This is a genomic window from Hominilimicola fabiformis (genome assembly GCF_020687385.1).
GTDB classification, from domain to species: domain Bacteria; phylum Bacillota; class Clostridia; order UBA1381; family UBA1381; genus Hominilimicola; species Hominilimicola fabiformis.
The window spans coordinates 129,010-151,456 of the sequence record NZ_JAJEQM010000004.1; the positions used below are offsets into that span (position 1 = coordinate 129,010).

Consider the following 22,447-nt stretch of genomic DNA (forward strand, 5'->3'; position numbering starts at 1 on the left):
TTAATAAGAGCTTTTTACGAAATTTGTAATAATAGAGGCAGCGAATTTTCGCTTGCCTCTGTTGTTGCATTTTCAAATTATACAAGAGTTTATCTTGTTTGCTTTGAAAATGTAATAACGTTATTGTCATAATGAGGTGAGGGCTTATGAAAAAACGAAATATATGTTATAGATTATTAACGGTATTATTAAGCGTTGCAATGTGTTTGCAAGGTGGATTTGTGGTGCCGGTTTTTGCAGATGGAGATTTCAGTTATTATTTGCAATATAACGAGGCAAGTAACGGAAAAATAAGTGAGGACCATCCTATCATCATTCCTGATGAAGATATAGATGCAGAATACGGACCACAGCCGCATGATAACTATCAAGGTACTGGTGGCGTGGTGGACGGACCTATACCGGATTGGAGCAGTAAACCGTACAGAATTATCGGATATACATTTGACGGTTGGTATACAGAAAATAACGGCGGAGGAACAAAGGTTGATGAAGATACAAATATATCATCATCAATGCTTGACAGATTTAATAATATCACATTGTACGGAAAGTGGAGTTTGTATAATTCACCTGATATAACAACAGGCTCAGTTGCATTTTCATCAAGAAACGTAAATGATGAAGATATTCCGTCACAGATAAATTGGACAGACGTAAACGGAAATGATTTGACGTTTGACAGCAAAGTTACTGACTATTATACGTATGTGTACGCAAATACCGCGTCTGTAAAAATGGATTTTGAACAGTATGAGCCGAGTGCGACAACAAGTGTTGCGGTAAACGGTGAAAAAGTTTCAATCAGTTCAGAGGATATTTCGGGTAAAGGTTATTGGTATAATGGTGAGGATCTTGAATCTCATGACATTATAACAGGTAAAAATATTTCTACAGAATATATGAACCTTGATTTTACCTCGACAGATAAAGAGTATAATGAAATCACCGTTACGATTATAATGCCTAATGATAAAAGTAGAACATATACTTTTCATGTTAAGCGTTTAAGTACAGAAATGCGACTTGCATATGGTAATACACCATACGGAAAGATTATGGCGTCTTCGCAAACCGATGATGCAAAAACTGCGCTTAAGTCAACTTTTGATTCGACGTATAAGTACAGAAATATCGCATATAATCCGTTGGCATGGAATATTTACGGTACAGACGGCGTTGAAGTGAAAAAAGGTACTTCACTTCAAGAAAATCAATATATAAATTATGATAAAGACGAAACTGCAATAGTAGTATTTTCGGGCGATAGATTTACAGATCCCGGAGTGACATTGTATGATTCTAACGGCGATGCAATAGAACTGACACAAGATAAGACAATAAAACGTACAATTCAGTATCAGACAGTATCGTCATTAAAATATGAAGATTGGGATAACACAACCGATAAAACCGATGTGAAAACATTGACCGGTGCAGACAGTGAGAATATAATAGACATTTCGCAAACTCAAAATGTTAAACCGGGCATATATACGATTACATATGAGTATGACCCTAATGACGGCACTCGTCCGTTAAAAGACGAGAGAAGTATGATTGTCTTGCCTAAAAAAGGCGATATGAATATGGACAATTATGTAAATATGCTTGATGTATTTATGTATGATAAAAATATTTCGGATACAAATATCAGCGATACATTATATAAATATCGTGCACTTGATATAAGCACAAGCGGCGGTAACGGAGTTGTTGATGAAACAGACAGAACCAATTTCTTAAACAAAAAAATGGCGGATTTATATACGTCGCTTTCAGTTGATGAAAAAGTAACACAGAAAGAATACAATGTTCCTACATCGGCAGATAGTAATAAAACACAACTGTATATGGACTTTATGGGAACAGAAACAGAGCCGAATACATCTGCGGACAAAACTCAGGAACTTCAGAAAAATGACGCTTTTTGGATAGGTTACAGATTTGACAATACAGCCAATCTAAAGACTGATAAGTTGAAAGAAATCACTTTGTCGGTGGATTATGATTCGAGATATGTAAATCCGACTGCATTGAATACTACTGCACTAAAAACACAACTTCAGAAAAATAATCCTGAGCTTGAAGTATTTGATATAACCGGAGATACAAATTATAAGAAAAACTATGCGGTTGATTCTTCAACATCGTCATATACATGGAATGATACAGGGGCTGTAAAAACACTTGTTATTGAGTTGTGTTTGAAAGACGGTCAAACATTTAATTTGTCAGACGGTTATTTTATAAAATTGCCGTTTAAAGTAAAAACAGTACCGCCGGAAGGCAGAAATGTTATATCAACTAAACTTGGCGCTACATCATTGAATATGCAAATCGGTGATGAAGGATATATGTGGGATACAAGTGGTGCGTCTAATTCTATCACTGAAAATCTTATGGACAAATTGCAATATATGGGCGATTATGTGCCTGAATTTGTTCCGGAAGATCCGGCTAAGGAATTGGAAAATGCAGTTTACGGTACTGATAAATCATACACAGGATTTGAGAAAAAAGGCACGGTTGACGGTGATATTCCTACCGGTATGACATATAATCAATCAGTCGGAACAATAACCGGTACACCGAAAAAGGCAGGAGTTTTTGTATTTTACATAAACGGTATAAAATATCAGATTACAGTAGAAAAAGCAAAACTTACCGTTACAGCAGATGATAATACAAAAGTATACGGAAGTGCAAATCCGTCATTTACATTTAAGTATGACGAAACGTGTTTAAAAAATAACGACGCAATCGCTACAGCTGTTAAGACTGCTCCGCAGATAAGTTGTGAGGCTGATACAACAACGGATTGTCAGGATGATTATCCGATAAACTTTGTTGAAAATAGCGGTGAATCTGATAATTATTATTTTGATTTTGTCAGTGGCAAGCTTAGCATAACACCGAAAGAAATAACGGTAAGTAAAGTTAAGATACCGTCTTGCAGTATAAATGCAACATTCCCTTATACATTTACCGCAACTTGTTCCGGTGATGAATTTACTGCGTCGGGAATTATTAACAATGATATTATAAAGATTGAATATGACGTTACATACACTGATACCGAGTCAACAAAAGCTGTTGGTAAAAATAAAAAGGTAACGGCAACCAACATAAAAGTCAAAACTGATGACGATTATCCGGACGGGAAAAATTATACTGTTAAATCTGCTACTTTAACGAGCAGTGACGGTGAAATTGTTGCGGATAATATAACCGAATTTGAAGTAACAGAAGAATGTAAACTTGAATATACTTACGGTGAAACACTTGATTTAAAAACCGGTAACGTCAAAATCACATACGGTAGCGGTACTGTTGAAAATGTGACATTTGAAGAGGCTGTTGAAAAAGGCCTGACAATAAAATACAGTAATAAAACAACAGCTAAAACCGGAGATCATTTGAGCGTGTCGGATACCGGAAAGTGGCTTATGCTTACAATGGATGGTATAAGCTCTTGGTATAAGACAAATAATTTCAAGATAAATAAAAAAGATCTTCATATAAAAGCTGATAATAAACAAAGATATTACGGTGATGAAAACAGTAGTGTAACATTTACATATACTTTTACCAACAGCGATTTTGTTTACGGTGAAACAAGCAGTACGTTTACTGGCTTTGTTGCACCTGAATTTAGCTGTCAAGCTACTGCATCCACTGAAATTGATAAAGAAAAAGGCTATACCGAGTCGACAATAGAATTGTCGGGCGGTACAAGTGATAACTATAATATTTTGTGCGAAAACGGTACGCTTACAATTAATAAAAGACCGTTAAAGGTTGAAAAGATTACAGGTGAAGTACCTTCACTTATTTCAAAATATTATTTAAACAGTGACGGCAGTGAAAAAACGGCACCATATAAAGTGCCTGCATCGGCTGAAAAATCAACAGACAAAAATACAATGAACGTAAGTGGATTGTATAACAGTGATGAAGTTAAAGTTCTTTATAATGCACAATATGCAAATCACACTGCGGCTGAAAATGTTCAAGTAACGGTTGATGATTTAAAAATGGACGATACGTTCGGTAAGAGTTACAACTATACGGTTTCATCTGATTCAATAACAACCGCAGACGGCGGACGAGTTTATATTCAGAGTATAACAGGTCTTGAAATTGTTGAACAACCTACAACAGAATATGTTTACGGAACACCGCTTAATCTTGAAAGCGGAAAAGTAAAATTGACGTTTGATAATGAACAAGTTATCAATGTTAATTTTGAAGAATTAAAATCTTATGATGTTAAGCTCACATATACGGGCGGAGAGGTTGAACCTAAAAATAATGAACATTTAGTTGTTAAAGACACGGGAAAGACTATAACTGTCACACCGGATACTTTTTATGATGTTGAGGCAGTTACAACCGATAAGATAACGGTTACAAAACATGACCTTCACGTAAAGGCTGATGATATATATACGACTTATGGTGAAAATATAAGTCAGTATGCAAGCGGATATGGATACACATATACAGAAAGTGATTTCCAATATGATGATGCAGACGATGTAGAAAACATTTCGGGATATAAAAAGCCTAAAATTGTCTGCAAAGAGGATGACGGAACAACAAATGTAAATCAAAAGACATTAGCCGGCACATATACATTGTCTATAAGCGGTGCTGACGCCGAAAACTATAATATTTTGTATGAAAACGGCAACCTTGTAATAAGACAAAGACCTCTTATTGTACAAACGGTTAATAATATTCCTAATCTTACATCAAAAGAAGCATTTGAAAGTGATCTTGTAAAGAACATTGATGTCAAAACAGACATTGATTCGTCAGCTTTAACATTTGCCGAAAACAGAGGTCCTTTGTGGGATGATTGTGTGCATATAACTTTTGATGCAACATATACGGATAATTCGGCAGTAGGGGAAACAGATGTTGATATAACCAATGCTGTCTTGGATACAAGCTACGGTGACGCAAGAAACTATTATCTTCAAAAGATAGAAACTCCGCAAAAGGGGTTTGCGGTTAAGTCTGTTATGACAGCTATTGAAATAACAACAGATCCAACCCAAAATAATGACGGAACAAGCCGTGAATATAAGTATGGAGATAAGCTTGATTTCAGCGGTGGAAAGTTTAAATTAACATACGATAACGGTGATGTTATTGAAAATGTTCCGTTTAATAAACTTGCAGAGTATGATGTTAAAGCTGTATACACAGGTACAGATACAGAAGTTGAGGACGGAGCTTTTGCAACAATTAAAAGTCACAATGGAAATACCATTACTTTTGTTCCGCCGACTGACGCAACGGCAGAAAAAGTGGTTACAGGTGAGATAACCGTAAAGAAACGTCCTTTACACGTTATTGTAAATGACGCATCATATACATATGGTGATGAGCCGTCTACTTACACAATCGACTATGAAAAGAGTGATTTGGCAGACGGCGAAACAATAATATCCGCACTTGGAACATTATTTACTCCACCGACTGTACAATGTAAGATTGACGATAAAGATGCGGATAATAAGACAAATGCGGGTACTTATGAAGATGTAATTACTGCATTTGGCGGAAGTGCGGATAATTATGAATTTATATGTGAAGATAAGGGCAGTTTGACTGTTAATAAGCGTGAATTGAAAATCAATTCAATTAATAATGGTATTCCTGATTTAACTTCATCAATAGCATATGAACATAATTATCAGTTACCAATAAAATTGGACGGTACTGCGTCTAATTTGGATATGGATATAGTCAATCTTGTAAATAATGATAGCATTGATATTACCTATAAAGCGGTATATAACAGTCTTGAACAGACAGACAATGCAACTGTAGATATAGAAGATGTCGAATTTGCAAATGATTGTGACAGTAGTAAAAATTATACTTTAGTAACTGTACCGACAACATCAAGCGGTAAGATTATGACCAGACTTATGTCTGAAATTATTGTTAATAGCAGTCCGGATAAAATGGAGTATACTTACGGTGAATGGTTTGCTCTAAAGGGCGGCAGTGTTGATATTAAGTATAACAGCGGATATGTTGAAAGTGATGTACCGTTTGAAAGACTTGCTGATTTTGGTATAGACTTGACTTTTGTAAAGAAAGAAGACGGTACCGAAACAGAAATAGGAACAGTGAAAAACAATACATTGCTTACTGTTTCAAAGTATAACGGTGCGTTTATAAAACTTACAATAAATGATCCGACTAAAGCAACCGATGATTTGCAAGCGGCTTATTCTTCTGATAGTTTGAAAGTAAACAAACATCAAATGAGGGTTGTTGCCGATGATGTGACATTGACATACGGTGATAATGCGCCGAGTGAATACACATTCCATTATACGATGGCTGACCTTGTAAACGGTGATACGTTATCGAGCGAAAGATTTAACGAAGGACTTAGCGAACCGACTGTATCGTGTGATTATGTAAGCGGACAATCAGTTTGTGGAGAATATGATATTATACCGAGCGGCGGCGGAAATGATAACTATGATTTCGTATATGTAAACGGAACTGTAACTGTAAACAAGAAACAGATTACGATAGATTCTATCGATAATGGTGTTCCGACGCTTACATCAGAAATAATATATAAGAATAATTCAATTCTTCCTATTTATATTGAATCAACGGCAGTATATACGAATGAACAGAAAGATATGACTGTAAGCGGTATTATCAACAACGATGAAATAGGCATAACATATGATACAGTATATACATCAAAAGACGTGGCAGAAACTATAACTGTTAAGATAGAAGACGTTAAGTTTGACGATAGCCATGAGAAAAATGTATGTTATGAAATTAAATCATATCCAAGTGAGGCGTCAGGTGGTACAGTTCTTGAAGAACAGATTACAAGTGTTGTTATAACAAGTGATCCGGTTTTGAGAGATGATAACGGCAAACAGATTGAATATACTTACGGAGATAAGTTGAACCTTAATCGTGGTGCGGTTACGGTTGAATATGATAGTGGAAGAATTCAGAAAAACTTGAAGTTTAATGAGTTGACCAAAAAAACAGATGGTAAAGTTAAACTTGTATATACCGACGGTACTGATGAAACTCCTGCGGCAGATAATGATGTCTTGACTACTGCATATCATAACGGTAAGTCAATAAAACTGAAAGTTGATACAAAAGCAACACTTGAAGAACCTCAAACGGCACAACTTTTGGTGAATAAAGCCGTTATAACTGTAACGGCGAAAGATAAAGAAAGATTTTACGGAGATAAAAATCCTACATTAGAATATGAATACAGTGGGTTTGTAAATAGTGATGATGAGCATTCTGAAAATTTCAGAAATGAATTGGAAGAACCGAAAATATCATGCGATACTAATGAAAAAACTCCTGTAGGAACATATGATATTGAATTATCTTCGGCAAGTTCGGCAAATTATACTTTTAAACTTGTACCGGCGACGCTTACCATAAATAAACGTCCGATTGATGTTAAGAAGATAACCGGAGGCATTCCGGCATTGACATCAAAAATGATATATGATGATCCTCAGCTTGTACATAAAATTGACGGTGTTGCAATAAATACCGCAGGACAAGTTGAATTTGATAACCTTTCATATGGTGATACGGTGAAACTTGATTATACTGTTATGTATACAAGTGTAATTCCGGCAGATAATGTTCTTGTTAATATTTATGATATAACAATAGACGAATCATACGGAGAGGGAAGTAATTATGTACTTAGAGATGTACCGAGTACAACTTTAGGCGGACGAATTTATGATAAACAAATTTCGATGGTTGAAATTATAAAACAGCCGAAACTTGAGTATACATATGGCGAAACGTTGGATTTGTCGGAAAAGGGCGTAAGAATAACATATGATAACGGTTTAGTTGTTTATGATGTTGCATATGATGAACTTGGAGGTTATGGTGTTGACGTTACTCTGACAGACTCTGAAGGTGTGGAAAAAGAGGCTATAGACGGGGATAAGTTAACCGTAACAAAACATAACGGTGCATATTTAACACTTATTCCGCAAACTGAATTAAGCAATGTTCTTTCTGTAAAGAGTCAGGAAATGAAAATTAATAAAAAGCCGATAAATGTTAATATCAATGATGTGACGGCAATATATGGTGATAATCCTACGGTTGATTTTAGCTTTACATATAACGATAGCGATTTTGCTTATGGTGAAACACAAGACAGTGCTGAGTTTAAAGATAATTTGACAGAACCTGTATTTGTCTGCAAAGAACGTGATGGTTCAACAGATATAAACTCAAAATCAGATGTCGGAAGATATACGATTACAATGACAGGTGCTCAAAGTGACAATTATCGTTTTGTATATAATAACGGTACATTGGTTATTCAGAAGAGGAAACTTGTCGTAAAAGATATAACAGACGGTATCCCTGTTCTTACATCGGATATAATTTTCGATAATCAAGGTCAAATTCATAAATTAGACGGCAAGGCAGATAATGATATTTTGAGTCTTGAAAACCTTGTTAATAATGATAAAGTGTGTGTTTTGTATAAAGCAGTTTATAAAACAGAACAACCGACAACGAAATGTGATGTAGATATTGAATATGTTTCGATGGATGATTCTTATGGCAAGAGTTATAATTATGAAATTGATGAAACAGAGAGTGTTAAAAACGTTTCCGGCGGTAGAATTAATAATAGGGAACTTACAACTGTTGAAATTGTAAGTCAACCCAAAACAGAATATGTATATGGTGAAAAGCTTGATTTAAGCAATGCTAAAGCGAGAATTACATATGATAGCGGGTATGTTGAAGATAATGTACCATTTACTGAATTGGGAGAATACGGTGTGACTATCGGTTATCCGAATGATGACGGAACGATAACCGCTGCTAAAGACGGGGATGTGTTGACAGTTCCTGATCATAACGGAAAATGTATTGAACTTTTGGCTCAAAGCACTCATAAAGTTCCTACAGTACAAACTGACAATTTAACTGTTGAAAAAAGAGTGTTAGAGTATGGAGAGTGTATCGTAAATCCTATAGTTTATGACGGAAAGACATTACAGACAACCGGTACGATAGCATTTTCAAACGTTCAAAATAATGATAAAGTGACAGCAACGGGTGAATTTTCGTTTGAAGATTTTAATGCCGGAAAAGATAAAACAGTTAATATATTGAATGTTAAACTTGATAAACCGTTTGACGACAACTATGAACTTTCTTCGGATAATGTGTTGTCAAAAGGTAATATTGAAAAAGCGACATTGACTGTTTTGCTTAAGGAAGATGATATATCTATTTCTGATGAAAGTAATATATTGACTGTTACTGCTCCGGAGATGACTCAGTTTGAGATAGACGGTGGAGCTAAGTATCAGTATTCAATAGACGGCGGTAAAACGTGGAAAGATGAAAATTCATTTGAAAACCTTGAATTGGGACAAGAATGTAGTGTTTGTATAAGATTTGCGGAAACGGATAATTTCAATCAATCTGAAATTAGTATTCCGATAAGTAAAAAAGCTTTTGCCAATAAGATTACTCTTGTGTCAATAGACGATATGACGGTGCTAAAGAGTTTTTATACTAATGTTGTCACTGTTGAAAAAGAAGCTGATTTCAGAAATCTTATCGGAGATATAGGAGTAACATATTACGCTTGCTATAAAAATGATAAGGGCAGTGAAAGCATCAAATATCCTTTGACCTTTGATGGGGATGTAACGATTTATACAACGCTTAAAAAGAAGAGTAGTCATGGAAAGGGAAATAACAATTCTTCAAACTCTACACCTACGCCAACAGTTGCACCTACAATTTTGCCGACGGAAGAACCGATAGAAACGGAATCACCTTCAGAAACCTTAAAACCTACGCAAAAACCTCAAAGTGATACTAATGAACCATATATGTCGGGATATGACGGAAAAATCAATCCTGACGGATATATGACAAGAGCAGAGGCGGCAACAATTATGGTTAATCTGAGTGGTGGACTTGAGAAAGAAAGCATTAATATATTCAAGGATGTAGCTGATGGAACATGGTATAAAAACTATATTGCAGCAGCAAGTGAAAAAGGGTATATTTCCGGATTTGAAGACGGAACATTTAAACCGGAAGAACCTGTTACAAGAGAACAATTTGTTGCAATGATATTGCGATATACAAAGACATCAACGGAAAAGGGAGAGGCGTTCTCAGACGTTGAAATAAACCGCTGGAGTGCAGGATTTGTATATACTGCAGTTAAGTTGGGTATAATTTTAGGTTATCAAGATGGAACGTTTAAACCTGAAAATCCTATAACCCGTGCAGAGGCAGCGAGAATTGTGAATGTTGCAACAGGCAGAATACCTGATAAGGCTGTGATTGACGGTATGATATGTCCATATAGCGATTTGTCAAAATCGCATTGGGCTTATTATGAATTAATGTATGCGTCAACATATGTGCAAAAAGATTAATCGAAAAGAGTACAGATTTCTGATCTGTACTCTTTTTTTGAATTAGTTATAAAATCCTGTATAAAACCATGTTTTGCTTTGTGTCTAAGTCTAAACCTCCATAAAAAATACTCGGAATATTGCGACATAAATAACCAAAAGTTTTGCGAGTAAATTGTCGGAATAAAAGAAAAACCTTGTAAACATTACTGCTTACAAGGTCTGTGGTGCCGATGGTGGGGGTCGAACCCACACGATGTTGCCATCACGGGATTTTGAGTCCCGCGCGTCTGCCAATTCCACCACATCGGCAAATTACCCAATTATAATACCATAAATATCTTCTAATGTCAAGACTAAAATCAAGAAATAAGTATTTTTTCTATTCCGCCGATATATTTTTTGAAAAGTCTTGCGATAAATCCTACAAGAATAGCGGCAACAATAGTTCCTTCGCGGACGCCGTCAAGGTGTTTGAACATTATAAATGATAAAATTGCCGCAATTATTGTCATAGACGAATCGAATGCGATTTTGGTTTTACCGAAATCGGTACTGAACACATCGGAAACCGCTCTGACGGTTGCCTCACCCGGTAACATTGCAACGTTTGCGACCATTTCCATAAACACACCGAAACCGAGAATTAAACAGCCTACTATAAGTGATACAACTTTCATAGCATATGTTTCGGGCTGCATAAATCCGAGCAAGGACATTGTTAAGTCAATGAAGAATGAAAACAATGCGATAATCGGCAGCTGCAACAAGTTTTGAAGTTGAAAATTACGTCTTAAAAGAATTACTTGAAGAATTACAAGAAAAATATTAAAAACCAACGTAAACATTCCGACTGTCGGCGTAAAACCAAGACTTAGAGTGTAGGGGATACTTGTAATCGGTGAAGTACCGAGTCCGGCTTTTGTGATAAAACTTACGCCGAGTCCGTTGACGAAAAGTCCAACAAGTAAAAATATGTATCGTTTAATTAATTCTGTTTTGTCTGTCACTGTAATTCCTCCGTATTTGTCATATTATTGCATATTTTAAAAAATGTGTTGATAAACTGCTCCTTTTCACTTTCTGAAATTCCGCTCAAAATCTCATTTTCGACTTTTTCAAAAGTATCATTCACTATTTCTTGTAGCCGTTTGCCCTCATCGGTCAAATACACATATAAAGAACGCTTGTTTCCGTCCTTTGTTTGACGTTTAATAAGCTTTTTTTCTTCCATGCGTGACAGTATGCCGGTAAGCGTTGCCGGCTCGATTTGACACCCTGTGGCGATTGATTTTTGTATGCAACCGTTATGCTTACCTAAATAGTCAAGCACTTTCGGCTGACCTGCTGTGAGTTTATAGGGGGATAGAGCGTCCAATACCTTTTTTTGAAACAATGATTGGTTTACCATTATCATATAATGAAAACTTTTATCCATAAAGCACCTCTATTATTAGTATGCTAATAGTTAGCTTGCTAACTATTATAACTCTGTATGCGAATTTTGTCAATAGGCAAAATAAAAACCTAAACTCAAAAGGGTTTAGGTTTTTATGAATTATGAAATTTGTTTTTGCAATGTTTTATATAAACTTGTTGTATATATACCTGCACCGCCACCTCTTGAATAGTTAAAGAACAATATTTTATTCAAAAGTTCGTAAAAATCTACCCTTGATATAGGCGATTGTGCGTTTGCGGTATCTTCTGTATCGATAAAGTTTCTTTCGTAAGCGGTGCTGTAAATATCGCTTGGCTCGCTCAGTCTTATTTCTTTGATTTGAGAGCTGCAATCGTATGTACTGCCCGTCATTCGTATGGCATAAGTCAATGCTTGCAGATTGGTAAGATTATCTTCAAGCTTTAATTCTGCTATATCATCCAATGTCAGCAAGTTTCGGGAATGAAGATGAATAAGTAGCTTTTTTGATGAATAATCAATATTGTTTAGGCTTTCAAATTTATCAGACGAATACCAACGATTAAAATACGACTCGCTCGGCATTGTATAAAATTTTTGTATTGTGTTGAGTGCCTCTTGAGTTGTGATGTATTCGCTTTTGTTTAAATCGTCATTTGAAATAATTCCGAATTTGATTAGCGGGGTCAAATAACCTTTTTCGTATTTGTCGATATGTACTTCCTTATTATCAGCGTCCCAAGTGATGTTTAATTCAAAGGCTGTTGTAACATCGGAAAGCGGAATATATGTGGTGTCGTTGATAAGCTTCGGTGCAGTTTCAAGAATTTTTGGTAAAGGAATCGGGTTGCCTTGATATATGGTACTACACTCCATTACTGAATTCCCTATGGTAAATGTTAGTGTAGTTTCATCTTTTGCGATTGTAACCTTTTGTGCGTCACCGTCCCAATCTACATTGTAGTCAAGATATTCCAAGATTGCACGAACAGGTACAAGGGTGCGGTCGTTTTCGATAATTATAGGTGCGTCCGTAATCATTTCTGTATCGTTTACATACACTTTCACGTCATTGCCAGCCAAAGCACAAGGCACGATTTGAGCAGTAAGAGCAAGTGCGGAAAGCAGGCTTATAATTTTTTTCTTCATAACAACATCTCCTTTTCCGTAATTTACAATATTTATAATCGAATTATATCATATCGAACAGATTTATGTCAATAATTAACTGTAAAATAACACAAAAAAATACTGTCCTCTCATTTTGAGAGGACAGTATAATTAAATCGAATTAGTAAACTCTTACTGCACCTGCGTATTGAGAAATACGGTATTCTGTATTGATTGAAGAAATCTTAACAACGTCACCTGTTTGAGGAGCGTGAATCATATTTCCGTTACCTACATAGATACCAACGTGGTGAATGTTTCCGCCCTTGCCGAAGAATACAAGGTCACCCGGTTGTAGGTTGTCGCGACTTACATAAGTTCCGTTATTTCTTTGGTCTGCCGCTACACGGCTTACGCTGATACCGTTCTTTGAACATACATACTGCACAAGACCGCTGCAGTCGAAACCTGATGGGGAAGTACCGCCCCAAACATACGGAACACCAAGATACTGCATTGCTGTGTTTACGATAGATTGTCCCTTTGATGAAGATGACGGAGCCGACTGTGTTTCTTCTGATTGTGAAGATGCTGACGGTGCAGATGTTGCAACGTTGGCTGCGGCTGCGTTTTGCTTGGCAATTCTTTCTGCTCTTTCAGCGGCTGCCTTTGCGTCTGCAATTTCCTGTTGCTTTTGTGCGATAGTGTCTTTTTCTATCCATTCACCTGTGAATTGAAGGGAAGTATTGATAACGTAACCTTCTTTATAGTCATCACCGTAGCAAATTTTTATAAAATCATTTTCACCGCTTAGTACATATACATAAGTACCGTCTGAAAGTTCTTCTATAACATCTGCGTCAGTGTTTGCTGCACTTCTTACTCTTACAGATTCGCCTGAAAGTGTAACTTGAGCAATTCTGTAATTAGTATAACTCTTTTTAGCCTCATCTGCAAGGTTTTTATCTTGAGTTATTGATTCACTTGGAACATAACCTGTCTTACCGCCGTTATAAGCTATTTTGTACCAACCCTCTGAGTTTTCCATAACTTCAACTTCTGTACATACTTCGACTTTGTCGATAACGTTAGCCTCGTCTGATGGAGTTTCTCTTACGTCAAGTGAACCGTTTGAGATAAGTACATAGCCAAGAGGGTAAAAACTCTTTGCTGCAATTTCGCTTTCTTCTGCTGTATTTTCCGCAGAAGTTTCTGTAGGTTCTGTTGAAATCTCGGCAGTACCTTTAACTGCGTCTGTAATATCCTTTTGAGCGATTGTTATGCTCTGCTCTGCTGCTGCCGCATTTATTCTTTGTTCTCTTTCTGTTTTTGAATTGTTTAAGCCGGATGCTTGTGCTACTGCAAGTGAACTTATCATTGCTACTGCTATTACAGCAATAAGTGAATGCTTAAAGTTCTTCATAAAATAAAACCTCCTAATGATTTAAGTTTTCTTAACGATTACTTAAATTGCATTTGTATTTCTAATATATTTCTAAAACATTACAAACAGGATTATACACCACATTAAACCATTTGTCAACACTTTTTTAATCGTATCGTATTCTTTTTGTAACAATTCAGTAATAAAACAGTAGCTTTTGTAACATAAAACGAGGGGTAAAATGTTCAATATGTCGCATAAACAGTGTGTTTTACACGTGAAATAATGTAAAAGTGTACAAAATTCAAATAATTCAAAAATTACAGAATTTCAGCCTAATATTACAGGCAGATTACGCGCAAAGTATGTTTCTTTGTAAAAATCGGTGCATTTATATTACAAACTCGTTACAAAGATTACAAAAGTTACATTGCCGTTGTAAAGAAAACTGCGATTTGATATAATTAAAGTATACAAGGAGTAAGAAATATGGTTGAATATATTAAAATCGCCGTATTCTTTTCGATTGGGGTGTATATTTACGAACGCATAGACATTGCGTTTGCATTAATTTTTCTTTTGTCCCTTATAATGGTATTGACAGTTGTGTCGGTTTTTAAACATAAATTCAATACAAAAATACTTGTTATGATGACGGCGCTTGTTATGGGCACAGTTCTTTGCAATGCCCAAGTAAGCGAAAATGCGCATGATTTGTATAAGTATGAAGGGCGGTATGTGACTGCCGTCGGGCGCGTGTGCGAGATACCGCAGGACAGTGAAGAAGATGAAAATGTACGATATGTAATTGATGTGCGTAAAGTAAATAATGAAAAGGTAAGGGATAAAATCCTTCTTACTTCCGATAATAAGCTGGAATACGGTGATACTGTAACTTTCAGCGGATTTATCAACGAACTTCCTGAAAAATTGAATAGAAATGGCTTTGATTATAAGAAATATTATAAAAAATTGGGGATTTTCTTTAAATCATATAGCAGTGAAGTTAAACTTTCGGACGAAGTGATAAAAGATTATTCACCATATGCGATTAACAATTCGTTTAAGAACTCAATTTCAAAATTAATTGACAAGCATTACAAGGGCGATTACAATGCGATAATGAAAGCTGTGCTGATAGGGGATAAAAAAGAATTTTCGGACGATTTTGATAAGATACTTACCAAAACGGGTACGAAAAGATATTTTTATTCTTCGTATCTTCATATAATGCTTTTAATGTCCTTAATAACGCTTGTTTTGGGCATATTCAAAAAGAGGACACGCGATATTTTGACGGTGTTTCTTCTTATTATATATGCTTTCGCAAATGCAAACAATACCGTTTCGGTCAGATTGGCTGTGATGATATCGGTAATTATATTTACCGAAAGTAAATTCGGACGTAAATATTATCCGGATATAGTCGGTATAACGTTGCTTGCGGTCGGAGCGGCAAATCCGATAATGCTGTTTGACGCAGGATTTGTGATGTCGGTGCTGTCGGCAATTATGATATATTACTTTTACGACTGTGTGCACGGTAAACTTAAATTTATACATATAAAATACATTCGCAGACTTTTTGCGATAGGCATAATTTGTACAATCGGACTTTTGCCTGTTTCAGCGTACTTTTTCGGTGCTGTTTCGATATATTCTATTGTTTTGTCAATAATAATGTTGCCTTGTGTGACGGTGATTATGGTGCTTGCACCGATTTTGCTTGTAATGCTTGCGGTATTCAACACCGCACCGCTGTTTAAACAGGCGGTTGACTGTGTGCTGTTTATACTAAAACTTGTGCCGACAATTTCATATAAACTCGGTCTTGTATCGCATACAGTTGCAAAACCGAATTTGTTATTACTTATTATATACACTCTTGCCGTTGTCGGCGGAGTGAAATATATTAAGAAGAAAAACAGTCAAATGCGTATTGCGATTTTTGTTTTGGCGGCATTGATGACTTCATATGTAATAGGCGAAGTGATTAGTACAAATAATGTGGAAATTACATTCGTCAATGTCGGTCAGGGTGACGGTGCGGTAATTCAAGCACCGTACCGATTTAATGTGCTTATAGACGGCGGCGGTGGTAATTCGTATTCTGATTACAACCCCGGTGAAAAGGTGTACCTTGATTATCTTGAAACAGAGGGGATAACAAAGGCAGACAGTGCGTTTGTTAGTCATTATCATCAAGACCATGTGCAGGGAATTATAGCGGCAATGGAGAATATAAAGGTAAGAAATTTATTTCTGCCCGATAATATGGAGGGCAGTGAATGGCGTGTGGCACTTGAAAATACCGCAAGGGAAAACGGCACGACAGTGCATTACATTTCACAGGAAACACTTCTTACTTATAATAACGGAATGACAATAAGAATTATTCCTCCGTCAAATAAGACAGGGTTAAGTGATGATGAAAATGATACTTCATATGTGTATTACGTTGAGTATAAAGGTTTTTCTGCAACATTTACAGGTGATATGTCAGCATTTGCCGAAAAGAATTTGATTGATGACGGAAAAGCAGACAAAACGAACTTGTTAAAGGTTGCACATCACGGCTCGAATACCGCAACGTGTGAAGAATGGGTTGAAAAATTAACTCCCGAATATGCGGTTATAAGCGTCGGTGAGAATAATCCATATAATTTGCCGAATGACGATGTACTTGAAAGACTGGAAAATGCACAGGTTTTTCGTACTGATTATGACGGCGATATAAAATTTATAATACATAAAAACGGCAGTGCCGAAACTGATATATATAATAGGAGATAAGAATGGCGGAAAAGAAAAACGGAAATTTGTTAAAACTGAAAAAACAGCTTAAAGAGGGTATTTTAGCGCCTTTGTATGTGTTTTACGGTGAGGAGGATTACCTGCGTGAAATGTACGTTGATAGGGTAAAAGACTGCGTTCCGGACGGCGGATTCCCCGACTTTAACCACATAAAAATTGAAGGCCGTGACGTTGCGTTTTCGGAATATGACGATGCATGGGAAAGCTTCCCGATGATGGCGGATAAAAAGCTGATACACATTAAGGACAGCGGTATTTTTCAGTTGAAAAGCGGAAAAGATGAGGCATCGACAGAAGAAAAAAAGGAATTTTGGACCGAAAAGTTTAAAAGAATATCTGACGATACAGTCGTGATTTTCGATGAAACAGCGGTTGATAAAAGAAGTGCTTTGTATAAGGCGGCGGCAAAGGTCGGCTCAGTGGTTGAATTTACTTATTTGAGTGAGGCTGACCTTGTGACGTGGGTTGTCAAGCAATTTCTGAACGCAAAAAAGAAGATTTCAAAAGAAAATGCGTATTACCTTATAACCATATGTGACAGTGGTTTGGCGAGTATTAATAATGAAATTAAAAAGCTGATTGATTTTTGTGATGAAGAAATATATAAAACCGATATTGACAGAGTTGTTTCAAAGTCAATGGAAGTTATCGTTTTTGAACTCACTGATGCGATTATGCTCGGCAATACACAAAAGGCAATGGAAACGCTTGCTGATTTAAAAACGGTCAAAGAAAATGTGTTTACGCTTATATATTTAATGCTTTCGACATTTGAAAAAATGCTTCGTGTAAAATTAATGAACGGTGCGCCACAAGCGGAGGTGGCATCGGAAATAGGCGTTCCGTTGTTCGTTGCAAGAAAATATATAAACAGCACAAAAGGCTTTTCGGAGGATTCGCTTGTTTGGATGGTAAGGCGAGTTGCGGAGATTGACTTGGCGATAAAAGAAGGACGTATTGAAGATTGGAATGCATTGGAACAATATGTTGCGGAATGTATTTACAGAAGTCACAGATAAAATTTATATAAAAAGAGGGAGAAATTATGAAAAAACAACTTATTGCAGTGGTATCTGCGTTGGCAATGACGTTTACGTCATTACCGTGTGTGAGCATTGCGGCGGAAATTGTGCCGAAACCCGTTTTACAGTACACGTTTGACGGAAACAAACAGCTTGCCGACCAAAACGGCAAGAATGAATTGAAACTGTCGGGCGGTGCAAGTGTAACTGATGACGGTAACAAGGGTAAAGGTCTTTTGCTTGACGGTACGGACGGCTATGCCGAATTGCCGGATAATATTCTGTCAAGCGATATGACGATTACAACGTGGGTGAAGATTAATAAATTCACAACATGGGGCAGAGTTTTCGATTTTGGTACTGACTCAAACCAAAACTTTTTCTTTGCACCGTACAGCGGCGGTGCTTCAAGAGTGGAGATAAAAAACGGTGCAACCGTTGATACAATGGATTGTACGCAGGAAACCGCAAAAGATTGGGTAAACTATGCGATAACAATTAAAGGCGATACCGTTTCATATTACAGAAACGGCAGACTTATAAAGAGTAAGTCGGGTATAAAGGATATATCCGAACTTACAAACACTGCTAATTATATAGGTAAGTCGCACTATGACGGTGACGCATATTTGTCGGCGGTAGTGGACGATTTCAGAGTTTATAACACCGCACTTTCACAGGACGAAATATTAAAAGTTATGTCTGACGGTGAAATAAATGCCGATGTTATGCTTGATTCCTATGCGATAAACGATGAACAGATTGTGACAGGCGACAGTATAACTTTACCGCAGGCGGACGGTATCGTGTGGAATGAAACAGATAATCTTGGATTGGTAAATGTTGAAACAGGTGAGGTTAAGCATAATAAAACCGCCGAAACAGTAACACTTGTGCAGTCATACGGCAACACAGAAAGAGAGTATACACTGTATGTGACGGGCAGTGAGGAAGATCCTTATTCGATTAATATTGACGCTTCGGACAGAAGTAAGGACGTTTCGGACGATATGTGGGGATTGTTCTTCGAGGATATTAACTCTGCCGCAGACGGCGGACTTTATGCGGAAATGGTGCAAAACCGTTCTTTTGAAAAGAGTGATGAAAAAGAAGGACATTTATATAATTGGGGACTTTATTCAATATATAAAGAGCCTAACAGAGAGGACGGCAAATATTATACCGCCGAAAATATACAGGTTAAAACAGATAAACCGATGAACGAAAATAATCCTACATATATTACCATTCCGAAAGGTGAAATGATTTGTAATGACGGTTTTTATGACGGAACCGAATGGGATTGCGATAAAGGTACATCTTTCAGCGGAATGAAATTTAAAAATGGCGAAAAATATGATTTTTCGGTATATGCACGCGGCGAGGGTGAACTGACGGTGTCGTTGGGAATTGTAATAGATGAACATAAGGCTAGTTTTGAGGTTGAACCTTTTAATGAGGCTGCTGCCGTTATAAAATGTAATTCAAAAGACGATTGGAAAAAGTATTCTGTTACATTCACTGCTGACGAAGAACTTGAAAGTGACGGCAGCGGAATTATTGTTACAAATACAGGCGACAGTGACCTTGATGTAGATATGGTATCGCTTATGCCGGAGGATACATACAAAGGGCACGGCTTGCGTAAGGATTTGATGGAACAGCTTGAGGCAATGCACCCTAAATTCTTGCGCTTTCCGGGAGGTTGTGCCGTTGAGGGACAGACGATGGATACGGCTTGGAACTGGAAAGATACAATCGGTGATGTGTCGGAGCGTAAGGAAATGATAAACATATGGAATCCGTCTGCGACAGAGCCGTATATGATGACTTATGGACTTGGTTTTTATGAGTATTTCCAAATGTGCGAGGACTTGGGTATGGAGCCTGTTCCGATTTTGAATTGCGGTATTGCGTGTCAAGTCCGCAGCGGAAGTGCGACGGACGAAGAACACCTTGTTCCTATGGACAAATTACAGCCGTATATTGACGATGCGCTTGACCTTATCGAATTTGCAAACGGTACTGATGAAAGTAATGAATGGGTGCAAAAGCGTATTCAAATGGGACATAAAGAGCCGTTTAATATGAAGTACATAGGTATCGGAAATGAGCAGTACGGCGATATTTACTTTGAAAGATACGAAGAATTTGCAAAGCAGATACACGAAAAATATCCCGATATTAACCTTGTAACAACGTCAGGTACTGCGTCAAGCGGAAGTTCAAATGACCTTGCATGGAATTGGGCGAATGAGCATGAGGAGCTTGCCGACCGTATGGACGAGCATTATTATGAAACAGCCGATTGGTTCAGACAGCACGCTTACAGATATGATAATTACAGACGTGACACAAATACAAAGGTATTTTTGGGTGAATATGCGTCAAAGGGTAATGCTTGGTATAACGCACTGTCAGAGGCGGCGTTTATGACAGGTCTTGAAAGAAATGCGGACGTTGTGCGTATGGCGAGCTACGCGCCTATGTTTGCGAAGTATGGCAATACACAGTGGTCGGCGGCGGATATGATTTGGTTTAATAATTCGGATTACGTTCTTACACCGAATTATTACGTTCAGTCACTGTTCTCAAATAATCAAGGAGATTATTCTTTGCCGACAGAGGTTAAACTGAACGGTATCGAAAAAGACGACGCACTTAAAGGCGGTGTTGCAGTTGGAAGTTGGGGAACACATAATGAATTTAAAGATATAAGATTATATTCGGGTGATACTATCGGTGTATTGACGCCAAGTGAGTCTGAAGAATATGATGATGAGGACGATTATAACTTAGATGAAGAATATGATGAGGACGATTATAATTTAGAAGATCGGGGTTGGAAGATTGGCAAAGGCGAATGGACAATGAATAAAGAAGGCACACTTGTCCAATCCTCTGATGAAACAGGTGCGATATGTTATTTTCCGTATCCGGATAACAGACAATATACTTTGTCGCTTAAAGCACGCAAATTGAGCGGCGGCGAGGGTTTCCAAATAGGAGTTGCGGCAGATGATGCATTGAATTATTACAGAGTTAATATAGGCGGTTGGGGCAATACAACCGCAAAGATACAGCACATTGTAAACGGTGTAAGTTCTTCTTCCGGTAACGTTGCGGAACAGTCATATGTCGGTAACGTGCATATAAATGATAATGAATGGTATGACGTTACGGTTGAAGTGACTGATGATGAAATCAAAGCATATTTGAATGATGAATTTATATGCTCATATAAAAAGCCTAAGGAATACGGCCCTGTGTATTCGTCAAGCGTGTATGATGAGGAAACAGGTGACGTTATCGTTAAGGTTGTTAATACAATGGACAGTGATGTAAATATCGGAATGAATGTATCGGGCGAAACGGTAACGTCAAATATCGCAAAGACAACTGTTATGTCGGGCGATACAAATTTGGAAAACAGTCTTGATAATAAAAATGCAATCGTACCGAAAGAAATTGAATTAACAAATGCAAGCAATAACTTTACATATAATGCGCCTGCCGATTCATTCAGTATTATAAGACTTAAAACAGGAAACGGCGGAAGTAAAGCGTATATTTCTGGATATGAGGACGGCACATTCAGACCGGATAATACAATAACCCGTGCTGAGGTTGCGGCAATTATAGCAAGATGTTCGGCTGATTTTGACGAAAATAAGACGTATTCAAGTAATTTTACCGATGTATCGGGTGATGAATGGTATGCGAATTATGTCGGATATGCCGCTGAAAAGGGGTATATTTCGGGTTACGATGGCGGCCCATTTAAGGCTGACATAGATATAACACGCGGAGAATTGGCGGTTATTTTGAGTAAATACGGCTCATTTGACGGAGATGGAATATGTACAGAATTTTCAGATGTGCCAAACGATTATTATGCAACAGGATATATAAAGTCGTTGTATGATGAAAATATCGTAAGCGGATATGAGGACGGCACGTTTAAGCCTGATAATTCAGTAACTCGCGCGGAGGCGGTTACAATGATGAATAAAGTGCTTGGTAATCCGATAGCGGAAAATGCAGAAAATCCGTTCGGTGATGTTTCACCAAATCATTGGGCGTATAATCAAATTATGACTGCAGTACAGGGAAAGTAGTCCACTACGAAAGCCACTCTTTGAGGAGAGGTGTCACGAAGTGACGGAGAGGTGGCAGATGCGATATAACATAAGTAGGGGACAACACCTCGACGTCCCACATATGCTAACCGTAGTGGCGG

At 37.2% G+C, this 22,447-nt stretch carries 8 protein-coding genes and 1 tRNA gene; 4 read left to right on the forward strand and 5 right to left on the reverse strand.

Features of this window, described 5'->3' with window-relative positions; genetic code table 11:
* The first annotated feature begins 146 nt into the window (after positions 1 to 146).
* Positions 147 to 10,478, forward strand: a complete 10,332-nt coding sequence (locus tag LKE05_RS04135; RefSeq protein WP_308456018.1) for an MBG domain-containing protein — start codon at positions 147 to 149, stop codon at positions 10,476 to 10,478.
* A 204-nt stretch (positions 10,479 to 10,682) separates the two neighbouring features.
* Here the strand turns inward: LKE05_RS04135 and LKE05_RS04140 are convergent.
* From LKE05_RS04140 to LKE05_RS04160, 5 genes are all read right to left on the reverse strand, one after another.
* A tRNA-Leu gene (locus LKE05_RS04140) sits at positions 10,683 to 10,769 on the reverse strand.
* 50 nt (positions 10,770 to 10,819) lie between these two features.
* Entirely contained in the window at positions 10,820 to 11,467 is a 648-nt protein-coding gene (locus LKE05_RS04145) for a YczE/YyaS/YitT family protein (protein ID WP_308456019.1), read from the reverse strand.
* Positions 11,464 to 11,895, reverse strand: a complete 432-nt coding sequence (locus LKE05_RS04150) for a MarR family winged helix-turn-helix transcriptional regulator (RefSeq protein WP_308456020.1) — start codon at positions 11,893 to 11,895, stop codon at positions 11,464 to 11,466. Before LKE05_RS04150 ends, LKE05_RS04145 begins: the two co-directional genes overlap by 4 nt.
* A 120-nt stretch (positions 11,896 to 12,015) precedes the next feature.
* Positions 12,016 to 13,026, reverse strand: coding sequence for a copper amine oxidase N-terminal domain-containing protein (locus tag LKE05_RS04155; RefSeq protein WP_308456021.1), 1,011 nt, complete (start codon positions 13,024 to 13,026; stop codon positions 12,016 to 12,018).
* Positions 13,027 to 13,168: 142 nt separating this feature from the next.
* Positions 13,169 to 14,410: a C40 family peptidase gene (locus tag LKE05_RS04160; RefSeq protein WP_308456022.1), complete on the reverse strand. Its 1,242-nt coding sequence runs from the start codon at positions 14,408 to 14,410 to the stop codon at positions 13,169 to 13,171.
* Positions 14,411 to 14,860: 450 nt separating this feature from the next.
* Between LKE05_RS04160 and LKE05_RS04165 the strand changes: the two genes are divergently transcribed.
* Genes LKE05_RS04165 through LKE05_RS04175 form a run of 3 tightly spaced genes read left to right on the forward strand, consistent with a single transcriptional unit; the run spans position 14,861 to position 22,325 of the window.
* The gene (locus tag LKE05_RS04165; RefSeq protein WP_308456023.1) at positions 14,861 to 17,164 is read left to right on the forward strand and encodes a DNA internalization-related competence protein ComEC/Rec2; all 2,304 of its coding nucleotides are present in this window, start codon (positions 14,861 to 14,863) and stop codon (positions 17,162 to 17,164) included.
* 2 nt (positions 17,165 to 17,166) lie between these two features.
* Entirely contained in the window at positions 17,167 to 18,204 is a 1,038-nt protein-coding gene (gene holA, locus LKE05_RS04170) for a DNA polymerase III subunit delta (RefSeq protein WP_308456024.1), read from the forward strand.
* 26 nt (positions 18,205 to 18,230) lie between these two features.
* The gene (locus tag LKE05_RS04175) at positions 18,231 to 22,325 is read left to right on the forward strand and encodes an alpha-L-arabinofuranosidase family protein (RefSeq protein ID WP_308456025.1); all 4,095 of its coding nucleotides are present in this window, start codon (positions 18,231 to 18,233) and stop codon (positions 22,323 to 22,325) included.
* Positions 22,326 to 22,447 lie beyond the last annotated feature (122 nt).

Bases quoted from the DNA above. Each gene is read 5' to 3' on its own strand.
- LKE05_RS04135 (WP_308456018.1), top strand. From the start codon at position 147: ATGAAAAAACGAAATATATGTTATAGATTATTAACGGTATTATTAAGC.
- LKE05_RS04150 (WP_308456020.1), bottom strand. From the start codon at position 11,895: ATGGATAAAAGTTTTCATTATATGATAATGGTAAACCAATCATTGTTT.
- LKE05_RS04155 (WP_308456021.1), bottom strand. From the start codon at position 13,026: ATGAAGAAAAAAATTATAAGCCTGCTTTCCGCACTTGCTCTTACTGCT.
- LKE05_RS04160 (WP_308456022.1), bottom strand. From the start codon at position 14,410: ATGAAGAACTTTAAGCATTCACTTATTGCTGTAATAGCAGTAGCAATG.
- LKE05_RS04165 (WP_308456023.1), top strand. From the start codon at position 14,861: ATGGTTGAATATATTAAAATCGCCGTATTCTTTTCGATTGGGGTGTAT.
- holA (WP_308456024.1), top strand. From the start codon at position 17,167: ATGGCGGAAAAGAAAAACGGAAATTTGTTAAAACTGAAAAAACAGCTT.
- LKE05_RS04175 (WP_308456025.1), top strand. From the start codon at position 18,231: ATGAAAAAACAACTTATTGCAGTGGTATCTGCGTTGGCAATGACGTTT.